Annotated in this window: 15 protein-coding genes and 2 pseudogenes; 10 read left to right on the plus strand and 7 right to left on the minus strand. The window is 62.4% G+C overall.

What is annotated here, in order from left to right; genetic code table 11:
• Positions 1-82 precede the first annotated feature (82 nt).
• Positions 83-958 carry a pca regulon transcriptional regulator PcaR gene (pcaR, locus tag NP534_RS18055; RefSeq protein ID WP_050506164.1) on the minus strand — a complete coding sequence of 292 codons (876 nt, stop codon included), beginning with the start codon at positions 956-958 and terminating at the stop codon, positions 83-85.
• A gap of 544 nt (positions 959-1,502) precedes the next feature.
• On the opposite strand from pcaR, the gene NP534_RS18060 reads away from it, so the two are divergent.
• Together NP534_RS18060 and NP534_RS18065 are read left to right on the plus strand one after the other, a co-directional pair.
• Positions 1,503-1,703 carry a hypothetical protein gene (locus tag NP534_RS18060; protein WP_033702765.1) on the plus strand — a complete coding sequence of 67 codons (201 nt, stop codon included), beginning with the start codon at positions 1,503-1,505 and terminating at the stop codon, positions 1,701-1,703.
• 314 nt (positions 1,704-2,017) lie between these two features.
• The gene (locus NP534_RS18065; protein ID WP_033702766.1) at positions 2,018-3,490 is read left to right on the plus strand and encodes an inorganic phosphate transporter; all 1,473 of its coding nucleotides are present in this window, start codon (positions 2,018-2,020) and stop codon (positions 3,488-3,490) included.
• Positions 3,491-3,544: 54 nt separating this feature from the next.
• On the opposite strand, the gene NP534_RS18070 is transcribed toward NP534_RS18065, so the two are convergent.
• Positions 3,545-5,020 carry a helicase HerA-like domain-containing protein gene (locus NP534_RS18070; protein ID WP_274099604.1) on the minus strand — a complete coding sequence of 492 codons (1,476 nt, stop codon included), beginning with the start codon at positions 5,018-5,020 and terminating at the stop codon, positions 3,545-3,547.
• Positions 5,021-5,331: 311 nt separating this feature from the next.
• On the opposite strand from NP534_RS18070, the pseudogene NP534_RS26825 reads away from it, so the two are divergent.
• From NP534_RS26825 to NP534_RS18090, 5 genes and pseudogenes are all read left to right on the plus strand, one after another.
• A pseudogene (locus tag NP534_RS26825) lies at positions 5,332-6,204 on the plus strand (HAMP domain-containing protein); the annotation flags it as partial.
• Positions 6,205-6,465: 261 nt separating this feature from the next.
• Positions 6,466-7,062: pseudogene (locus NP534_RS26830) on the plus strand (methyl-accepting chemotaxis protein); the annotation flags it as partial.
• Between the two features lie 167 nt (positions 7,063-7,229).
• Complete coding sequence (locus NP534_RS18080; protein WP_274099605.1) at positions 7,230-8,351, plus strand: glycosyltransferase family 4 protein; 1,122 nt, start codon at positions 7,230-7,232, stop codon at positions 8,349-8,351.
• Entirely contained in the window at positions 8,344-9,108 is a 765-nt protein-coding gene (locus NP534_RS18085) for a DUF2334 domain-containing protein (RefSeq protein ID WP_274099606.1), read from the plus strand. Before NP534_RS18080 ends, NP534_RS18085 begins: the two co-directional genes overlap by 8 nt.
• Positions 9,105-10,097 carry a lysylphosphatidylglycerol synthase transmembrane domain-containing protein gene (locus NP534_RS18090; RefSeq protein WP_033702771.1) on the plus strand — a complete coding sequence of 331 codons (993 nt, stop codon included), beginning with the start codon at positions 9,105-9,107 and terminating at the stop codon, positions 10,095-10,097. Before NP534_RS18085 ends, NP534_RS18090 begins: the two co-directional genes overlap by 4 nt.
• Before the next feature lie 188 nt (positions 10,098-10,285).
• Here the strand turns inward: NP534_RS18090 and purU are convergent, their stop codons facing one another.
• Positions 10,286-11,137, minus strand: coding sequence for a formyltetrahydrofolate deformylase (purU, locus tag NP534_RS18100; RefSeq protein WP_033702772.1), 852 nt, complete (start codon positions 11,135-11,137; stop codon positions 10,286-10,288).
• A 284-nt stretch (positions 11,138-11,421) separates the two neighbouring features.
• Between purU and mvaT the strand changes: the two genes are divergently transcribed.
• A complete protein-coding gene (mvaT, locus tag NP534_RS18105; protein ID WP_033702773.1) occupies positions 11,422-11,799 on the plus strand; it encodes a histone-like nucleoid-structuring protein MvaT in 378 nt (125 codons plus the stop codon).
• A gap of 70 nt (positions 11,800-11,869) precedes the next feature.
• Here mvaT and sbcB read toward each other — a convergent pair whose 3' ends face one another.
• The 3 genes from sbcB to NP534_RS18120 all read right to left on the minus strand — a co-directional run bounded on the left by sbcB (position 11,870) and on the right by NP534_RS18120 (position 14,243).
• Complete coding sequence (gene sbcB / locus NP534_RS18110) at positions 11,870-13,306, minus strand: exodeoxyribonuclease I (protein WP_274099608.1); 1,437 nt, start codon at positions 13,304-13,306, stop codon at positions 11,870-11,872.
• A 67-nt stretch (positions 13,307-13,373) separates the two neighbouring features.
• The gene (locus tag NP534_RS18115) at positions 13,374-13,733 is read right to left on the minus strand and encodes a PilZ domain-containing protein (protein ID WP_033702999.1); all 360 of its coding nucleotides are present in this window, start codon (positions 13,731-13,733) and stop codon (positions 13,374-13,376) included.
• A gap of 123 nt (positions 13,734-13,856) precedes the next feature.
• Positions 13,857-14,243: a tetratricopeptide repeat protein gene (locus NP534_RS18120; RefSeq protein WP_095064207.1), complete on the minus strand. Its 387-nt coding sequence runs from the start codon at positions 14,241-14,243 to the stop codon at positions 13,857-13,859.
• A gap of 180 nt (positions 14,244-14,423) precedes the next feature.
• Here NP534_RS18120 and pyk point away from each other — a divergent pair, with 180 nt between their 5' ends.
• Positions 14,424-15,878, plus strand: a complete 1,455-nt coding sequence (gene pyk / locus NP534_RS18125; protein WP_033702776.1) for a pyruvate kinase — start codon at positions 14,424-14,426, stop codon at positions 15,876-15,878.
• Positions 15,879-16,022: 144 nt separating this feature from the next.
• On the opposite strand, the gene NP534_RS18130 is transcribed toward pyk, so the two are convergent.
• Complete coding sequence (locus NP534_RS18130; RefSeq protein ID WP_274099609.1) at positions 16,023-16,943, minus strand: iron-sulfur-binding ferredoxin reductase; 921 nt, start codon at positions 16,941-16,943, stop codon at positions 16,023-16,025.
• Positions 16,944-17,192: 249 nt separating this feature from the next.
• Here NP534_RS18130 and NP534_RS18135 point away from each other — a divergent pair.
• Positions 17,193-18,701: fumarate hydratase (locus NP534_RS18135; RefSeq protein WP_274099610.1), on the plus strand; the 1,509-nt coding region annotated here is incomplete at its 3' end.

Here is an 18,701-nt window from a genome sequence, read left to right on the forward strand (position 1 = left end):
AGCGACATTGTGCGTTTATCGAACAGGAAACGGCGGGCGTGTTCGATAATGGGGCATGCAGGGCGCGCGCGCCCTGCGCGCGTCAACCAAACAACTGGTGGCAAAGATCCCGACTGGCCGCCAACAGGATCGGCAAGAAGCGCTGTTCCAACTCGCTACGCGTTACCCGCCCCACATGGGTACTGACATTCAATGCTGCCAGCACCTGCCCCGACGCGTCATAGATCGGCACGGCAATGGAGCGCAGCCCTTGTTCCAGCTCCTGGTCCACCACGCACCAGCCCTGGGCACGCACTTGCTGGATGCAGGCAAACAACGATTCGGCATCATTCAAGGTGCGGCTGGTGCGCGCCTTGAGATCAGCCCGGTCCAGGTACTCGCGCAGGCTGGTGTCATCCATCGCCGCCAGCAGGATACGCCCCATCGACGTGCAATACGCCGGCAATCGCCCGCCTACCGACAGGTCGACCGAGATCAGCCGCTCCACGGTTGCCGAGCGGGCTATATAAAGGATGTCGTCGCCTTCGAGGGTGGCCATGTTGGCCGCCTCGTGCAGTTGGTCACTGATGCGGTCCAGGTACGGCTGGGCGGAAATCGCCAAGGGCGTCGACGAAAGGTACGCATGGCCCAATGTCAGCACCTTGGGCAACAGCGAATAGGTGCGCCCGTCGGTCGTCGCATACCCCAGCTTGATCAGCGTGTGCAGGCAGCGGCGTACCGCCGCACGAGGGATCTCGGTGCGGTGGCTGATCTGGGCGATGGTCAGGTGGCGCTTGCGCTCCTGGAACGCCTGAATCACCGCCAGCCCTCGGGCGAGCGAGGTCATGAAGTCCGGGTCGCCGGTAAACGCCTGAATACGCTTGGCCGGCGATGCCACGATCGGCGGCGCCAGTGCGGGGGCGGCAGGGCGTGCCGACTCTGGGTTGGCAGATTCGTTGGCCGGTGTTTCGTCGCTCATCGCTCACCTCAAAAAAATCGCTGGTTCGTGCGATTATCGAACGAACGGCCGATAATCGCAATTGACCGCTGACACTTTTGCTTATACCTTTCTCCTGCCACTTGTGGCTTCTTTGGAGAGACTGGTCAGGTACCCACCGTAGAAGTCCCAGGCAACGGCCTCGCCCTGTGCGAGGCCGTTTTTACTTCCCCTTCTCGCGTGTGCGTGGCAACGAACTTTTGCCCTTGCCGCCCTTCAAAGTTATACGCACGGCGTAAGACATTGCCGAATGAAACCGACAACTTCGACCGGCATTGTCAGGCCGCATAAATACCCCTGTTCGAAGAAGGGTCGGTTGCTATAATCAATTTGGTTGAATGCCCGATGCTGGGGTAATGGAACACACCGCTGTAATCAGCACTTCGCTTCAACCCATGTGTGTGTGTGTGTGTGTGCAGGCCCTGTATGGCATCCCCGCAGCTTTCCATGTGCCGTCCTTGTATGCACAGGGGCACGCTGTACAGCAAACAACAACAGTCTTAACTCAACTTACTCAGGTACTACTGTGACGAAAGATGAACTGCGCGCAGAGCTCGAGCGCCAGGCTGAACGTTACAAGGATGTTTACGGTGGTGAAGTCACCACGTACGCCGCTCAACCGGACCCAGAGCGCAAACCGTGGCGCAAGCGTGCCAGCGTGCGCGACCAGGCGTTCAACCAGGAACTGGAAAAAATGGAAAAGGACCTGCGCAGCGACAAGCCCTGAGCGCCAGGTTCACGCCATCCGCGTCGTCGCCCGGCAAGCCCGGGCGCGGTCGATCTTTACCCAGAGGTCGTAGATGAAATGGAATTACACAAATTTCATACGACCGTTTGAATGAATGCCACGTCGTACGTTTTCCAGATATTTGCCGATTTTAGTGATATTTCTCGTTTTTTATCGGACAGTTCTTTGCCAGATAGCGCGGTATTGCGCTTGCTGGTCGCACCTGGATACCTGCCATCGGTCTGTCGCAGGTGCATCGATTGCCAAGGTTTTCTGGCATAATCGCGCCCCCCTATGACCGCCAGACAACCTTCATGATCGATTTATTCAGCGGACTGGATGCCTGGGTGTTGGTGAGCCTGCTGCTCGCCTTGACCTTCGTACTCGCCTTCGAGTTCATCAATGGCTTTCATGACACCGCCAACGCGGTAGCTACCGTCATCTATACCAAAGCCATGCCGCCGCACCTCGCCGTGTTCTTCTCCGGCGTGTTCAACTTCCTCGGCGTTCTGCTCGGTGGTGTCGGGGTGGCCTATGCCATCGTTCACCTGCTGCCGGTAGAGCTGCTGATCAATGTGAACACCGGACACGGCCTGGCCATGGTCTTCTCGCTGCTGGCTGCGGCCATCACCTGGAACCTGGGCACCTGGTACTTCGGTATCCCTGCGTCCAGCTCGCACACCCTGATCGGCTCGATCCTCGGTGTTGGCCTGGCCAATGCCCTGATCAACGACATCCCGCTGGGCGATGGCGTCAACTGGCAGAAGGCGATCGACATCGCCATGTCGCTGGTGGTCTCGCCAATGGCCGGCTTCGCCGTCGCGGCGCTGGTGCTGCTTGGCCTGAAATGGTGGCGCCCGCTGTCGAAGATGCACAAGACGCCCGAACAGCGTCGCAAGCTCGACGACAAGAAGCACCCTCCCTTCTGGAATCGCCTGGTACTGGTGATTTCGGCCATGGGCGTGAGCTTCGTGCACGGCTCCAACGATGGTCAGAAAGGTATCGGCCTGATCATGCTGGTGCTGATCGGTATCGTACCGGCCAAGTTCGTACTCGACCTGAACAGCACCACTTATCAGATCGAGCGCACCCGCGACGCCACCTTGCACATGAGCCAGTTCTACGAGCGCAACGCCGCCACCCTGGGTGAGTTCCTGGCACTGGGCAAGGCCAAGTCGACCGACCTGCCAGAGCAGTTCAGCTGCAACCCGCAGCAGACCGAGCCGACCATCGCCGCCCTGCAGGCTTCGCTCAAGGGCGTGACCGACTACCACACCCTGGAAGCCGACAAGCGCGTTGAAGTGCGCCGCTACCTGCTCTGCCTGGATGACACGGCGAAAAAGGTCGGCAAGCTGCCAGGCCTGGATGCCCGTGAAAAGGCCGACCTGGAGAAGCTGCGCAAAGACCTCACCGCCACCACCGAATACGCACCGTTCTGGGTGATCGTGGCCGTTGCCCTGGCCCTGGGCCTGGGCACTATGGTCGGCTGGAAGCGCGTGGTACTGACGGTTGGCGAGAAGATCGGCAAGCAGGGCATGACCTATGCCCAGGGCATGTCGGCGCAGATCACCGCAGCCTGCGCCATCGGCATGGCCAACGTGTTCAGCCTGCCGGTATCGACCACCCATGTGTTGTCATCTGGCGTCGCCGGCACCATGGTCGCCAACAAGAGCGGCCTGCAAGGCGGCACCGTGAAGACCATCCTGCTGGCCTGGGTATTGACCTTGCCAGCCTCGATGGGCTTGGCAGCTGGCCTGTTCTGGCTGGCGTCCAAGGCGATCGGCTGAGCGATACCGCTGTAGAAAAAGGCGCCTGTTCGGGCGCCTTTTTCATGTGCCTCACTAGCGCTTCTTGCCGCCCAGCAACGACCCCATCAACCCGCGCACCAACTGCCGCCCCAACTGATTGGCTGCTTGGCGCACCGCAGACTTGATCGCCTGCCCTGCCGCACTCTGCAAGAAGTCACCGGCCTTGTCGGCAAAGCTCTCCTCATCGGCCTGAGGCACGGGTGCAGGCTCCACAGGCTCGCCTTTGCGCTGGGTGAGCATTTCGTAGGCCGACTCACGGTCAACCGGCTTGTCATAGCGCCCAACCAGCGGCGACGAAGCAATCAATGCACTGCGCTCAGCGGCACTCAGTGGCCCGATGCGCGATTGCGGCGGTGCGATCAGCACCCGCTGCACCATTGCGGGCGTGCCCTTATCCTCCAGCGTACCCACCAAGGCCTCACCGATACCCAGCTCGGTCAGCACCGCCAGGCTGTCGAACGCGGGGTTGGGGCGAAAGCCATCGGCCACGGCCCGCAGCGACTTCTGCTCTTTGGCGGTGAATGCACGCAACCCATGCTGGATACGCAGGCCCAATTGGGCCAGTACCGCATCGGGCAGGTCGCCCGGCGACTGAGTGACAAAGTAGACGCCCACGCCCTTGGAGCGAATCAGCCTGACCACCTGCTCCAGGCGGTCCTGCAACGCCTTGGGCGTGCCATTGAACAACAAGTGCGCTTCATCGAAGAACAGCGCCAATACCGGCTTGTCGGCATCGCCGCGCTCGGGCAACTGTTCGAACAACTCCGCCAACAGCCACAGCAGGAAGGTGGCATACACCTTCGGTGCCTCATGCACCAGCCGGCTGGCATCGAGCAAGTGGATACGCCCACGGCCGTCGCTGCCAGGGCGCAACAAGTCTTCGAGCTGCAACGCAGGCTCACCGAACAGCGCCTCGGCGCCTTGCTGTTCCAGGGTCGCCAGGCGACGCAGCAAGGCCTGGGTGGACGCGCTGGTCATCAACGCGCTGTCTTCACCCAGCATCTGCGGGTTGTCCTTCAGGTGCGCAAGCAGCGCCTTGAGGTCCTTGAGGTCGAGCAACAGCAAGCCTTCTCGGTCCGCCACCTTGAACGCTGCATACAAGGCCGCCTGCTGGCTGTCGGTCAGCTCCAGCAGGTTGCCCAGCAGCAGCGGCCCCATTTCGCTGAGGGTAGTGCGCAACGGGTGGCCGGACTGCCCGGCGATATCCCACAGGCTCACCGGGTAGGCCTGCGGTGCATGCCCCAACCACGGCATGCCGGCAATGCGCTCGGCCACCTTGCCCTGCGGCGCGCCCGCCGCGCCCAGGCCACACAGGTCGCCTTTGACGTCGGCCGCGAACACCGCCACGCCGGCATCACTGAACACTTCAGCAAGGTGCTGCAAGGTGACGGTCTTGCCGGTGCCGGTGGCCCCAGCAACCAGGCCGTGGCGGTTGGCGAGGCGCATGGCTTGATGGACAGGCTGGCCATCAAGGCCCGCTCCTACAACAATTTGCGAAGGATCTGACATCTTCTTTCATCCTCTTCTCAAGCTTTGCCGCGTATCGGCCGATACCTCGGGGTGATATTCGCCTAGAACACAGTAACAACCCAACTAGGACTTCCCGGGATGTTGCACTGTCTTGCAGATGTATTCGTGCGAACGCCCGATAAAACCTTAGCGGAACCGATTACACCATGAACAAAAGCCTTCGTTTCAGCCACAAGATTCTCGTGGCCGCGTCACTGATCGTGATGCTCGCCTTCAGCCTCTTCACCCTCTACAACGATTATCTCCAGCGTAATGCGATCAGGGAGGACCTGGAGAACTATCTGGCTGAAATGGGCGAGTCCACTTCGACCAATATTCGCAACCTGTTCGAAGGCCGTATCAAGCTGGTAGAGAATCTGGCACAGAACATTGCCCAGGCCCCCAACGACGCCGAAACCCTGATGGGGCAGAATGCCCTGATCACCAGCTTTCTCACGGTGTACCTGGGCAAGGTCGACGGAGGCTTCAGCGTGCGCCCGGACGCGAAGATGCCCGACGGCTACGACCCACGTACTCGCCCCTGGTACAAGGACGGCATGAACGCCTCCGGTGCGACCCTGACCGAGCCGTACATCGACATGACCACCAACAAGATGGTCATTGGCATCCTCAGCAAAGTGTCCAACAGCGTGGGCGTGGTCGGTGGCGACCTGGCCCTCGACGGCCTGGTCGAGATCATCAACTCGCTGAACTTTGGCGGCATGGGCTACGCGTTCCTGGTCAACGACCAAGGCAAGATCCTGGTTCACCCGGACAAGGACCTGGTGATGAAATCGCTGTCGGACCTGTTCCCGCAGCACACACCGACGCTGTCCGGTGAGCTGACCGAAGTCCAGGCCCAGGGCCAGACCCGCCTGCTGACCTTCACCCCGATCAAAGGCCTGCCGTCGGCCAACTGGTACATCGGCCTGTCGGTGGACAAGGACAAAGCCTTCTCCATGCTCAGCACCTTCCGCACCTCGGCGGTGATCGCCACGCTGGTTGCGGTGGTCATCATCATCGGCCTGCTCGGCCTGCTGATTCGCGTGCTGATGCAGCCGCTGCTGACCATGACCCGTGCCATGGAAGACATCGCCGAAGGCGAAGGTGACTTGACCAAACGCCTGCGCATCCACAACCACGACGAGTTCGGCATCCTGGGCACCGCTTTCAACCGCTTCGTCGAGCGCATCCACGGCTCTATCCGCGAAGTGTCCTCGGCCACCGAGCAAGTCAATGAAGTGGCCCTGCGCGTGATCAGCGCCTCGAACTCGTCGATGACCAACTCCGACGAGCAATCCAACCGCACCAACAGCGTCGCCGCCGCCATCAACGAACTGGGCGCCGCCGCCCAGGAAATCGCCGGCAACGCCGCCCAGGCCTCGCAACATGCCAGCTCCGCCCGCTTGTTGGCCGAGGAAGGCCAGCAAGTGGTGGAACGCAACATTGCGGCGATGAACCGGCTGTCCGACCTGATCGTCACCTCCAGCGCGCACATCGAGACGCTCAACAGCAAGACCGTCAACATCGGCCAGATTCTCGAAGTCATCACCAGCATCTCCCAGCAGACCAACCTGCTGGCCTTGAACGCGGCGATCGAAGCCGCCCGCGCCGGTGAAGCCGGGCGTGGCTTTGCCGTGGTTGCCGACGAAGTGCGAAACCTCGCGCACCGCACTCAGGAGTCGGCGCAGCAGGTGCAAACCATGATCGAAGAGCTGCAGGTGGGTGCCCGCGAGTCGGTCGACACCATGGGCCAGAGCCAGCGTCACAGCCAGGATAGCGTGCAGATCGCCAACCAGGCCGGCGAGCGCCTGGACAGCGTGACCGTGCGCATCGGCGAGATCGACGGCATGAACCAGTCGGTGGCCACCGCCACCGAAGAACAGACCGCCGTGGTCGAGGCGATCAACATGGACATCAACGAGATCAACATGCTCAACCAGGAGGGCGTGGAGAACCTGCAGGCCACCCTGCGCGCCTGCTCGGACCTGGAGCAACAGGCTTCGCGCCTGAAACACCTGGTTGGCAGCTTCCGCATCTGACCCGCCTGCTTCACGAGTGAACCCGCTCCCACAGCAACCTGATGGGAGCGGGTTCACCCCCCGCCAACCTCGATCGAACAAACTATCCTTCTGAAAGGTCAACCTTTAGGCGTGTCATCGCCGGCCCATTACAGCCGGATGACAGACCCGAAGACGATCCCGGAGGGATGCAGATCGTGCACATCGCCGACATCACCATGTTCTACGCCCCCGCCAGCGGCGGCGTGCGTACCTATCTTGATGCCAAACACCGCCGCCTCGATGCCCTGCAAGGCGTGCGCCACAGCCTGTTGATCCCCGGCGCCAGCGCGCAACACGCCGATGGCATCTACCAGGTGCCCGCGCCGCCCCTGCCCTTCGGCAACGGCTACCGCTTCCCGGTGCGTCTGGCGCCCTGGTGCAATGTGCTGCGTAACCTCAAACCCGACCTGATCGAAGTCGGCGACCCTTACCTGACCGCTTGGGCTGCCCTGGAGGCACGCCGCCAGCTCGACGTACCAGTGATCGGCTTCTACCACTCCGACTTGCCGCTGCTTGTCAGCAACCGCATGGGCAACTGGTTCACGCCCAATGTCGAGGCCTATGTCAGCAAGCTGTACGGCAACTTCGACCGGGTGCTGGCGCCCAGCCAGGTGATGGCCGACAAACTGCGCCGCCTGGGCATCCGTGACGTGCACGTGCAACGCCTGGGCGTGGACCTGGCCACCTTCAACCCCGAGCACCGCGACCCGCACCTGCGCGCCGAACTGGGGATTGCCGACACCAGCCGCCTGTTGATCTACGCCGGCCGTGGCTCGCGCGAGAAGAACCTGCCGGTGCTGCTCGACTGCATGCAGCGCCTGGGCCGGCCTTATCACCTGCTGCTGGTCGGCTCCAACATGCCGGTCAATGTGCCGGATAACGTCAGCGTGGTCGACCACTTCTGCCCACCGCAGGAAGTCGCCAGGCTGATGGCCAGTGCCGACCTGCTGGTGCATGCCGGCGACCAGGAAACCTTCGGCCTGGTCATCCTCGAAGCCATGGCCAGCGCCACGCCGGTGGTGGCGGTGCGCGCCGGCGCCTTTGGCGAAATCGTCAACGAACAGTGCGGGCGGCTGTGCCAGGCCAACGACGGCACAGCCATGGCGCAGGCCGTGCGCCAGGTCTTCGAAGAGGGCGTGCGCACGCTCGGCAGCCAGGCCCGCCGCCATGTCGAGCAGCATTATTCATGGGACAACGTGGTGGCCGGCTTGCTGCAGCATTACCAGGCGGTGCTCGGCCACCAACCGCTGGTGCGAGCCCATGGCTGAAAGCGCCAGCGCCCCCCGCAGCCTGATGTTGGTGCTGCACGACATCGCGCCCGAGACCTGGCCCGACTACCAACCCTTCGTCCAGGCCATCGATGAGATGGGCGGTGTGCCCATGACCTGGCTGGTGGTGCCGGACTTTCACCACCGCAACCCCCTACACCGCTCACCGTCCTTCTGCCGCCTGCTCGAACGGCGCCTGGCGCTGGGTGACGAGCTGGCGCTGCATGGTTTCTACCATGCCGACGACGGCGCGCCACCGCGCAGCCCCGGCGCGTTCTTCATGCGCCGCATCTATACCCACGAAGGCGAGTTCTATGGGCTTGATCAGCAACAGGCACTGCAGCGCCTGGAGCAAGGACTGGCAGTGTTCGACCAACAAGGCTGGCCGGTTGCCGGCTTCGTCGCCCCGGCCTGGCTGATGAGCGAAGGCACGCGCCAGGCATTGCGCCAGCTGCCGCTGCGCTACACCAGCACACCGCAGCACCTGTACCGCCTGCCGGACTTCACCGCCATCGAAGCCCCCGGCCTGGTCTGGAGCGCGCGCAGTGCCTGGCGTCGAGGGTTATCGAAGATGCTTTGCGACTGGCAATGCCGGCGCTGGCGTGAAGCCGGCACCGTACGCCTGGGCCTGCACCCGGTGGACATGCGCCACAAGGCGTCGCGCGAATACTGGCTACGCACCTTGCGCGCACTGTTGGCACAGGGCCGTGTGCCGTTGACCAAGTCCGCCTGGCTGGACGGCCAGGCCAGCGCATGAACCGCCTGGGCTGGCTGGGCCTGGCACTGCTGGGCGCCGTGCTGGTGCCGATAGTGCTGGGCGGTAGCGAACTACTGCCCAGGCTTCAACGCTTCGACCCCGGCCTGTTGCTGACGCTGCTGGGCATGATCCTGCTGTGCTGGGTGATAAACGCCCTGCGCCTGCGCCTGCTGCTCGGCCAGCAAGGTGCTCAGCTCAAGTACCTGCGCAGCCTAGGCGTGGTCATGGCCACCGAATTCGCCATCTGCACCACCCCGGGCGGCAGCGGCGGCCCGCTGACCCTGATGGCCCTGCTGGCGCGGGACCGCATCGGCCCGGCGCGCAGCGGCGCGGTGTTCGCCATGGACCAGTTGAACGACCTGCTGTTCTTCTTCTGCGCGATGCTGGCGATTGCCGGCTATGCGTTGTTTCACAGCCTGGGGCACAGCCAGCAAAGCATGTTGCTGGGCAGCGCGCTGCTGCTGTGCTCGGCGTTAGTCGTGGTGCTGGGGCTGCTGCGCTACCGGCGCGCCATGATGCGCTTCAATGGACGGCTGTTGCGCCGCCTGGGCATGTCCGAATGCCGTAAACGCCGCTGGGCGCGCAAGCTGCTGCACTTCATCGACGCCCTGGCGCAGACCTGGCGCCTGCCCAAACGCACCCTGGCACTGGTGTTCACGCTGACCTGCGTGCATTGGGGCCTGCGCTACAGCGTGCTGTACCTGGTGCTCAAGGGTTTGGGCGTGGAACTGTCGTGGATCCCCAGCTTTCTGGTGCAGATGCTCTCGCTCAGTGCTGGCCAGTTCAGCCTGCTGCCAGGCGGTGCGGGGGCTGCCGAGCTGACCTCGGCAAGCCTGCTGACGCCCTTGGTGGGCAGTTCGACAGCGGCTGCGGCGATCGTGATCTGGCGTGCGGTCACTTACTACTTTTATCTGCTGGCGGGGGGGCCGGTGTTTGTCTGCCTGCTGGCGCGTCCGTTGCTGGAACGCTGGCGGCGTCAGGCGGGTTGAGCTGGCGCCAGAGCTCGGCAGCACCGGGGAAGTTGGTGCCGTCGGCGTCGCTCAGGGCCTCGGGGTCATAGCGGGCCAGGCAGCCCTCGCCGAGGGTAGGCGGGGGTGAGGCGGCGGCTTTGTCGCGGGGGTCGGCCATGGCGTTTCACTCGGGATTGCCGGGGCTGCTGCGCAGCCCCGTGTCGCTGTCAGTCGAACACCACCGTCTTGTTGCCGTGCACCAGCACGCGATCTTCCAGGTGATAACGCAGGCCGCGGGCCAACACCATTTTCTCGACATCACGGCCGAAGCGCACCATGTCTTCGATGCTGTCGGCATGGCTGACACGTACCACGTCCTGTTCGATGATCGGGCCGGCATCCAGCTCCTCGGTCACGTAGTGGCAGGTCGCACCGATCAGTTTAACGCCGCGCAGGGCCGCCTGATGGTAGGGCTTGGCACCGACGAACGACGGCAGGAAGCTGTGGTGGATGTTGATCACTTTTTCAGCGTAGTCCTGGCACAGCTGCGGCGGCAGGATTTGCATGTAGCGAGCCAGCACCACCACATCAGCGGCGTGCTCCTGAACCAGGCGCGACACTTCGGCGAAGGCTGGCGCCTTGTCCTTGGGGTCGACCGGCACATGGAAGAACGGAATGCCGTGCCATTCGACCATGCTGCGCAGGTCATTGTGGTTGGACACCACGCACGGGATATCGCAATCCAGCTCGTCGGTGTGCCAGCGGTGCAGCAGATCGGCCAGGCAATGGGATTCGCGGCTGGCCATCAGCACCACGCGCTTTTTCTGCGCCGAGTCGGTCACCCGCCAGGTCATGGAGAACTCTTCGGCGATCGGCGCGAACGCCTCGCGAAATGCCTCGATACCGAATGGCAGGGATTCGGCACGGATTTCATGACGCATGAAGAACCAACCACTCTGTTCATCGGAGTGGTGGCTGGCTTCGTTGATCCAGCCATTGTACAAGGCCAGGAAATTACTGACTTTCGCCACGATGCCAACACGGTCGGGGCAGGCGATCACCAGACGATAGGTGCGCATGAATGAGACTCCAGAACTTCGCAAAGGCGCTCATTCTAGCGGCCCGCCAGAAAAAACGCAGTATGGATTGCACGGCGCGTCTTGTGCGCACCTGCCCACACACACGGCAAGCCGCCGCGCCTCGCCATGACAAAATGCAGGGGCTTATGTAAATTTTTGTTCACGTGGAGAAATGTTGTCACAGCTTAATTAACTGTTAATTGCCCAATTCCATGTTTACTTGCGAGTATGGCCTGTCTATTATTGGCCCACACATTTCTGAACACGTATTAAAGGAACACTCCATGTCCCTGATTAACGAGTACCGCGCCACCGAAGAAGCCATCAAGGAACTTCAGGCCCGCCTGGCCAACCTGTCCCAGGATGACAAGCTGAAGCAAGAGCTGGAGTTCGAAGGCAAACTGCGCACGCTGATGGGCGAGTACTCCAAGTCGCTGCGTGATGTGATTGCCCTGCTCGACCCAGAGTCGAAACTGAGCAAGGCGCCACGTGGCGCGGTCAAGGTCACCGCCACTAAGCGTGCGCGCAAGGTCAAGCAATACAAGAACCCGCACAATGGTGAAGTGATCGAAACCAAAGGCGGCAACCACAAGACCCTGAAAGAATGGAAAGCCAAGTGGGGTGGTGACGTGGTTGAAAGCTGGGCGACCCTGCTGGACTGATAGTCCGCACGCTCACATTGCTTGACGCAACAAAAACGCCGGCTCGATGCCGGCGTTTTTGTTTGTCCACTCAGCGCGCAATTGCAAATTGTGTCTTCAGTTTACTGGCGTGCTCCTGCCAGGCGTCCAATACCCGGCGGCCCGCCTCGTCGGCGCTTTCCCAGGCACGCTGGCGCGCCTGCTCGAAATCACCCAGGGTATTCGGCGCGCCCCACTGCGGGTCGCTCAGACGTTGCTGACAGAATGCATACCAGCGCTGGCGCTCTTCGCTATTCAAGGTGTCAGGGAAGTTGCGTGCCCGATAACGGAACAACAGTTCAGGCATGCGCGGGTCATCGAACATCCAGTGCCCCTGACCCAACTGCGCAGGTTCCAGCGTGCGAACTTGCTCGCACAAACGGCGGTCGCGGTCCCCTAGAAAACCGTCATACAACTGTTGTTCAGGGTCTTCACTCGGGGCGAAATCATCGTTGCCATAAATGTGCGCCAGCTTGTCTTGCCAGTCCGCCTGTTGATTGGCCAATTGCTCGCCGCGCAATTGTAACAACGTCAAGTCCACACCCAGGCGCTGTTGATCGGCCGGGCGCAATACCGAGAGCGGTGCCAGCACCGGGCAACGGTTGATCTGCACCAATTTAAGCGGAACGGGTAATTCACCTTCGGCCAGATCTTCATGCCGGGTATACAAGCGCTGGCGAAGAACTTCGGCACTTTCCCGTATTAACGGTAGGGTTTCCTGATGCAGGTCGCAGACAATCAGGGCATTGCGATTGCGCGGGTGCCACGCCAGCGGCAGGACCACCCCCAGGTAATTACGCGCCGCCGAAAATCGCCCTGAAATATGGACCAGTGGCTGCAACAAACGAATCTGCTCCATCACTTTATGTTTGCTGCGCAACTGAAACAGCCACTCATACAACTTCGGTTGTTTTTGCCGAATCAAGCGCGCCAGGGCAATGGTGGCCCGCACGTCGGAAAGTGCTTCGTGGGCATGGCCATGGTCGATGCCATTGGCTTTGCTGAGCAGTTCCAGGCGCAGGCTGGTGCGGCCATCCTGCTGCGGCCACTCGATGCCTTCAGGGCGCAGTGCATAGGCCGTGCGCACGATGTCGATCAGGTCCCAGCGGCTGTTGCCGCCCTGCCATTCACGGGCGTAAGGGTCAAAAAAGTTGCGGTACAGGCTGTAACGCGTCACCTCATCGTCGAAACGCAAGGTGTTGTAGCCGGCACCACAGGTGCCAGGGCGCGCCAGTTGCTCGTGCACGCGGGTCATGAACTCGGCTTCGCACAGCCCCTGGGCTTGCAGTTGCTGCGGGGTGATACCGGTTACCAGGCAGGCGGCCGGGTGCGGCAGGATGTCGTCGGAGGGGTTGCAAAAGAGGCTGATCGGTTCTTCGATCTCGTTGAGGTCGAAATCGGTGCGTACACCGGCCACCTGCAGTGGCCGGTCGCAGCGCGGGTTGATGCCAGTGGTTTCGTAGTCGTGCCAGAAAATGCTGGAGCTCACGGGGTCGTCCTGTATCAAGGTCGACCCGATTCTAGCGCGATTCTCGCGCGCCAAGGCTCAGGGGGAGTCAGGCGGATGCGTTGGCGGGGCGGAAACTGAAATAGTCGCGCAACGAGCGGACGAATTCATCGTACTCGCGGGGCGCCTGCAGCAACATGAAGCCGGAATCGTAGTTGCCGGGCGTCTGGTCTTCGCGGCACCACAGGCAACTGGCGGTGAGGTTGATGAACTGATACCCACCACCGGCCAGCGGCAAGCGCAGTTGCAGTTCGTAGTCTGGCCCGACCAGTACCGGCAGCTGGCTGATCAGCATCAGCCCATCTTCGGAGGCATTACCCAGCTGGCCGATCGCCTGATCGGTAAAACGGTTGAAGACCTTGAGAACGCAGGGCAACTGATGGCGTTCGATATGCCGCTTGTTGAACATGATCACAAGTGCAGTCCGTACCCGGTGCCAGGAATGCGAGGTACTGGCGGTTGTTGTAACAACTGAGTTACAGATTAGCGCAGCGCGCACGGTAAATCCCGTGAAATAAATCACACCTTGGCATTAACGCCAAGGGGTGGCTTTCACCGGGTTGGCCACGGCCGCTTCGGCCCCGCGGTAATGGCCGAGCTGCTCCAGTGTCTGCAGGCGGGCCTGGGCACGGTACGCGTATTCATTGCCGGGGTACTGCTGGATCAGGTACTCGTAGGTCTGCGCTGCATCCACGAACAGCTTCTGGCGCTCCAGGCACTGGCCGCGCAGCAGCGACACCTCCGGGTGGACGAACGGTCGCGCGCGGCTGGTGCGGTCAACCTGCGACAGCTCCAGCATGACCCGCTGGCAATCGCCGCGGTCATAGGCACGGTAGGCGTTGTTCAAGTGGTGGTCCATGGACCAGCGGGTGCAGCCGACGGCGCTGGCCGCCAAGGCTAAAACGATCAGGGCTCGCATGGGGGGTCTCCTTTGATGCCAGTGTATCGGCCTTTGCCGATAAATCTTCACACCCTTTTGCAAGGATGGCCTGACCGTTCAAACGCCACCCTGCCTCGCTCGCAGGTAGTGCAACGGAACAATGACTACAGCGCGATTCAGGAGTAGCCTTTCGCTGCGCTTCACTATAGGAGTCTGTGCATGACCATCCGCCGTACCAAAATCGTCGCCACCCTTGGCCCCGCCAGCAACTCGCCGGAAGTGATCGAACAACTGATCCTTGCCGGCCTGGACGTGGCACGTCTGAACTTCTCCCACGGCACCCCGGACGAGCACAAAGCGCGCGCCCGCCTGATCCGTGACATCGCCGCCAAGAACGGCCGCCATGTCGCTTTGCTGGGCGACCTGCAAGGTCCGAAGATCCGCATCGCCAAGTTCAGCAACAAGCGCATCGAATTGAAGATCGGTGACACGTTCACCTTCTCCACCGCCCACCCGCTGACCGAAGGCAACCAGGACATCGTCGGTATCGACTATCCCGACCTGGTCAAGGACTGCGGCGTTGGTGACGAACTGCTGCTCGACGATGGCCGTGTGGTCATGCGCGTCGAGACCGCTACCGCTGATGCACTGCACTGCGTGGTGATCATCGGTGGCCCGCTGTCGGACCACAAAGGCATCAACCGCAAAGGTGGCGGCTTGACCGCGCCGGCCCTGACCGAAAAAGACAAGGCCGACATCAAGCTGGCCGCGGAAATGGACCTGGACTACCTGGCCGTATCGTTCCCGCGTGACGCCAGCGACATGGAATATGCCCGCAAGCTGCGTGACGAGTCCGGCGGCAGCGCCTGGCTGGTGGCCAAGATCGAGCGTGCCGAAGCCGTTGCCGACGACGAGACCCTCGACAAGCTGATCGCCGCCTCCGATGCCGTCATGGTTGCCCGTGGCGACCTGGGTGTGGAAATCGGCGACGCCGAGCTGATCGGCATCCAGAAAAAGATCATCCAGCACGCCCGCCGCAACAACAAGGCGGTGATCGTGGCGACCCAGATGATGGAGTCGATGATCCAGAACCCGATGCCGACCCGCGCTGAAGTGTCCGACGTGGCCAACGCCGTGCTCGACAACACCGATGCGGTGATGCTGTCGGCCGAAAGTGCTGCCGGTTCCTACCCGATCGAAGCCGTACAGGCCATGGCGCGGATTTGCCAAGGTGCCGAAAAGCACCCGACCAACCAGAAATCCAGCCACCGTCTGCACACCACCTTCGAGCGTTGCGACGAAAGCATCGCCCTGGCGGCCATGTACACCGCCAACCACTTCCCGGGCGTCAAGGCGATCATCGCCCTCACCGAAAGTGGCTACACCCCGCTGATCATGTCGCGCCTGCGTTCGCACGTGCCAATCTTCGCCCTGTCGCCGCACCGCGCTACCCAGGCTCGCGCCTCGATGTTCCGTGGTGTCTACCCGATCGCCTTCGACCCGGCTTCGCTGCCGGCCGACAAGGTGAGCCAAGCGGCGGTCGACGAACTGCTCAAGCGTGGCCTGGTGCAACAGGGTGACTGGGTGATCCTGACCAAGGGCGACAGCTACCACACCATCGGTGGCACCAACGGCATGAAGATCCTGCATGTCGGTGATCCGCTGGTCGGCTGATAGCCTTCCTGGGGGGGGCCGCTCTGCGGCCCCTTCGCGGGGCAAGCCCGCTCCCACAGTTACCCTTCTGAACTCAGGCGCAGTCAGGTCCCTGTGGGAGCGGGCTTGCCCCGCGAAAGGGTCGGCATAGGCGCGCAACATTCCTCAGGCATGCTCGACAAACACATCGGCAAACACCTGGTTCCTCGGCACCCCCGCAATAAACAGCCGCCGCGCAAACCGCTCGACACTCCCCGGCGAGCCACACAGCAGCGCGATGGTCTGCCGTGATGACGGCCGCAACGCCGCCAGCGCTTCATCCAGCTGCTCCGCCAGCACCTGCTCGACACGCACCCCGTCCATTGCCAGCAACGGCTCAGCCAGGTAATGCCCGGCGTGCTCACGTGCCACATGCAGCACCCTGATCTCACCCCGATGCCCCTGGCGCAGCGCCTCGCGCAAGATGCCCCACAATGGCGCAAGCCCCGTCCCGGCCGCGAGCAACCACAGCGCACGGTCCTGCCAGTCCGGGTCATAATGCAACGCCCCGCCCCTCAACTCGCCCAGGCGCAGCTCATCGCCAACCCGCAAGGCCCGGGCCTGGTCACAGAAAGCCCCTGGCCGCTGGCAATCGATATGAAACTCCAGCAAGGCGTCTTCACCCGGCAGGCTTGCCAAGGAATACGGTCGCGCGACCGCACCGTTCCACAGCACCAGATGCTGGCCGGCCTGATACCGCAGCGCCCGCTCCGTGCGCAGGCGCAAGCGCAACACATCGCCAAACCAGTCCAGTTCACGCACCGTTGCGGGCATCCCTTCGAGCTGCGGGTCAAACACTGCCACGCGCAGGTCATCCACCACCCGGCACTGGCAGGCCAGGCGCCAGCCCTGTGCGTGCTTGTCCAACGCCAATGCCTCGGGCAGGGCATCCACCGGTTGCCCGTCCAGGCAATGCACCAGGCAGGCGTGGCAACTGCCCGCACGGCAGCTGTAGGGCACATTCAAGCCTGCCTCGTTCAAGGCATCGAGCAAGTTACTGCCGGTGGGCACCGTCCAGCGGCGCTCGCCCACACAGAGTTCAGGCATGGTCATTACTTCCTTGGTCTACATCGCCACTCTAAGGCAAGCCGCTATCGGCAGCAAAAAGGATGCCCGCCGCACTGCCGACCATGGTCCAGACCACGCGCAGGTGTTTCCCACGGTGAGGCGCGCTATACTGCCGCGCCTTTTTACGTCGGCCTGACCTGCCGACGCCTTGCCAGGCGTTTCGACACACAGGTGTGCAGTGTCGGAAAGCCTTTACGAATGTTCCCGTCTTTAAGAGGAGCGCGCTGCATGACCGTGATCAAGCAAGACGACCTGATTCAGAGCGTCGCCGACGCCCTGCAATTCATTTCGTACTACCACCCCGTCGATTTCATCCAGGCGATGCACGAGGCCTACCTGCGTGAAGAGTCGCCTGCCGCGCGCGACTCCATCGCCCAGATCCTGATCAACTCGCGCATGTGCGCCACCGGCCACCGCCCGATCTGCCAGGACACCGGTATCGTCACCGTGTTCGTGCGTGTGGGCATGGACGTGCGCTGGGACGGCGCCACCCTGAGCGTCGACGACATGATCAACGAAGGTGTGCGTCGCGCCTACAACCTGCCTGAGAACGTCCTGCGCGCCTCGATCCTGGCCGACCCGGCCGGTGCCCGCAAGAACACCAAGGACAACACCCCGGCCGTCATCCACTACTCGATCGTCCCTGGCGACAAGGTCGAAGTCGATGTCGCAGCCAAAGGCGGCGGCTCGGAAAACAAGTCGAAGATGGCCATGCTCAACCCGTCCGACTCGATCGTCGACTGGGTACTGAAGACCGTCCCGACCATGGGCGCCGGCTGGTGCCCACCTGGCATGCTCGGCATCGGCATCGGCGGCACTGCCGAAAAAGCTGCGGTCATGGCCAAGGAAGTGTTGATGGAGTCCATCGACATTCATGAACTCAAAGCCCGTGGCCCGCAGAACCGCATCGAAGAGATCCGCCTGGAGCTGTTCGACAAGGTCAACCAGCTGGGCATCGGCGCCCAGGGCCTGGGCGGCCTGACCACCGTGCTCGACGTCAAGATCATGGACTACCCGACCCACGCCGCCTCCCTGCCGGTGTGCATGATCCCGAACTGCGCCGCCACCCGTCACGCGCACTTCGTGCTCGACGGCAGCGGCCCGGCCGAGCTGGAAGCGCCATCGCTGGACGCCTACCCGGAAATCGTCTGGGAAGCTGGCCCAAGCGCCCGTCGCGTCGACCTCGACTCGATCACCCCGGAAGAAGTGGCCAGCTGGAAGCCAGGCGAGACCATCCTGCTCAACGGCAAGATGCTCACCGGCCGCGACGCCGCGCACAAGCGCATGGTCGAGATGCTCAACCGTGGCGAAGCACTGCCGGTCGACCTGAAAGGCCGCTTCATCTACTACGTCGGCCCGGTCGACCCGGTCGGTGACGAAGTGGTAGGCCCAGCCGGCCCGACCACCGCTACCCGGATGGACAAGTTCACCCGCCAGATCCTCGAACAGACCGGCCTGCTGGGCATGATCGGCAAGTCCGAGCGTGGCCCGACCGCCATCGAAGCGATCAAGGACAACAAGGCCGTATATTTGATGGCCGTCGGCGGCGCCGCCTACCTGGTGGCTCAGGCGATCCGCAAATCCAAGGTCCTGGCGTTCGCCGAGCTGGGCATGGAAGCGATCTACGAGTTCGAAGTGAAGGACATGCCGGTTACCGTCGCGGTGGATAGCAATGGTGAGTCGGTGCACATCACCGGCCCCGCGCTGTGGCAGAGCAAGATCGCCGAAAGCCTGGCT

Source organism: Pseudomonas sp. 39004, from assembly GCF_028682155.1.
Lineage (GTDB): Bacteria > Pseudomonadota > Gammaproteobacteria > Pseudomonadales > Pseudomonadaceae > Aquipseudomonas > Aquipseudomonas capeferrum.

Bases quoted from the DNA above. Each gene is read 5' to 3' on its own strand.
- NP534_RS18085 (WP_274099606.1), top strand. From the start codon at position 8,344: ATGGCTGAAAGCGCCAGCGCCCCCCGCAGCCTGATGTTGGTGCTGCAC.
- NP534_RS18130 (WP_274099609.1), bottom strand. From the start codon at position 16,943: ATGCCTGAACTCTGTGTGGGCGAGCGCCGCTGGACGGTGCCCACCGGC.
- NP534_RS18080 (WP_274099605.1), top strand. From the start codon at position 7,230: ATGCAGATCGTGCACATCGCCGACATCACCATGTTCTACGCCCCCGCC.
- NP534_RS18070 (WP_274099604.1), bottom strand. From the start codon at position 5,020: ATGTCAGATCCTTCGCAAATTGTTGTAGGAGCGGGCCTTGATGGCCAG.
- pcaR (WP_050506164.1), bottom strand. From the start codon at position 958: ATGAGCGACGAAACACCGGCCAACGAATCTGCCAACCCAGAGTCGGCA.
- mvaT (WP_033702773.1), top strand. From the start codon at position 11,422: ATGTCCCTGATTAACGAGTACCGCGCCACCGAAGAAGCCATCAAGGAA.
- NP534_RS18065 (WP_033702766.1), top strand. From the start codon at position 2,018: ATGATCGATTTATTCAGCGGACTGGATGCCTGGGTGTTGGTGAGCCTG.
- pyk (WP_033702776.1), top strand. From the start codon at position 14,424: ATGACCATCCGCCGTACCAAAATCGTCGCCACCCTTGGCCCCGCCAGC.
- NP534_RS18120 (WP_095064207.1), bottom strand. From the start codon at position 14,243: ATGCGAGCCCTGATCGTTTTAGCCTTGGCGGCCAGCGCCGTCGGCTGC.
- purU (WP_033702772.1), bottom strand. From the start codon at position 11,137: ATGCGCACCTATCGTCTGGTGATCGCCTGCCCCGACCGTGTTGGCATC.
- NP534_RS18090 (WP_033702771.1), top strand. From the start codon at position 9,105: ATGAACCGCCTGGGCTGGCTGGGCCTGGCACTGCTGGGCGCCGTGCTG.
- NP534_RS18115 (WP_033702999.1), bottom strand. From the start codon at position 13,733: ATGTTCAACAAGCGGCATATCGAACGCCATCAGTTGCCCTGCGTTCTC.